Source organism: Burkholderia guangdongensis, assembly GCF_013403875.1.
In the GTDB taxonomy this organism is placed as follows: domain Bacteria; phylum Pseudomonadota; class Gammaproteobacteria; order Burkholderiales; family Burkholderiaceae; genus Burkholderia; species Burkholderia guangdongensis.
Map to the genome: position 1 here is coordinate 1 of NZ_JACBNX010000089.1, position 281 is coordinate 281.

General features: G+C 60.5%; 1 pseudogene. It reads left to right on the forward strand.

Annotated features, from left to right (window positions below):
- Window positions 1–231 (forward strand): annotated as a pseudogene (locus HZI36_RS26830) (IS110 family transposase); the annotation flags it as partial.
- Window positions 232–281 lie beyond the last annotated feature (50 nt).

Consider the following 281-nt stretch of genomic DNA (forward strand, 5'->3'; position numbering starts at 1 on the left):
GGGATCAGCAGGCGCGGCGACACATATCTGCGCACGCTGCTGATTCACGGCGCGCGAAGCGTGTTGACCCACGTGAAAGAGCCCGGCGAGTGGGTCGAGCAGATGAAGAAGCGACGACCAACGAATGTCGTGATCGTCGCACTGGCCAACAAGATGGCACGGACGATCTGGGCGGTGCTCGCGCACGGCCGGCCGTATCGGAAGGACTACGTGAGCGTGAAGCCGGCATGAATTGAACGGCCCACGCGAGGTAGAAGATCAACGTTTAATACAGGGTGAAC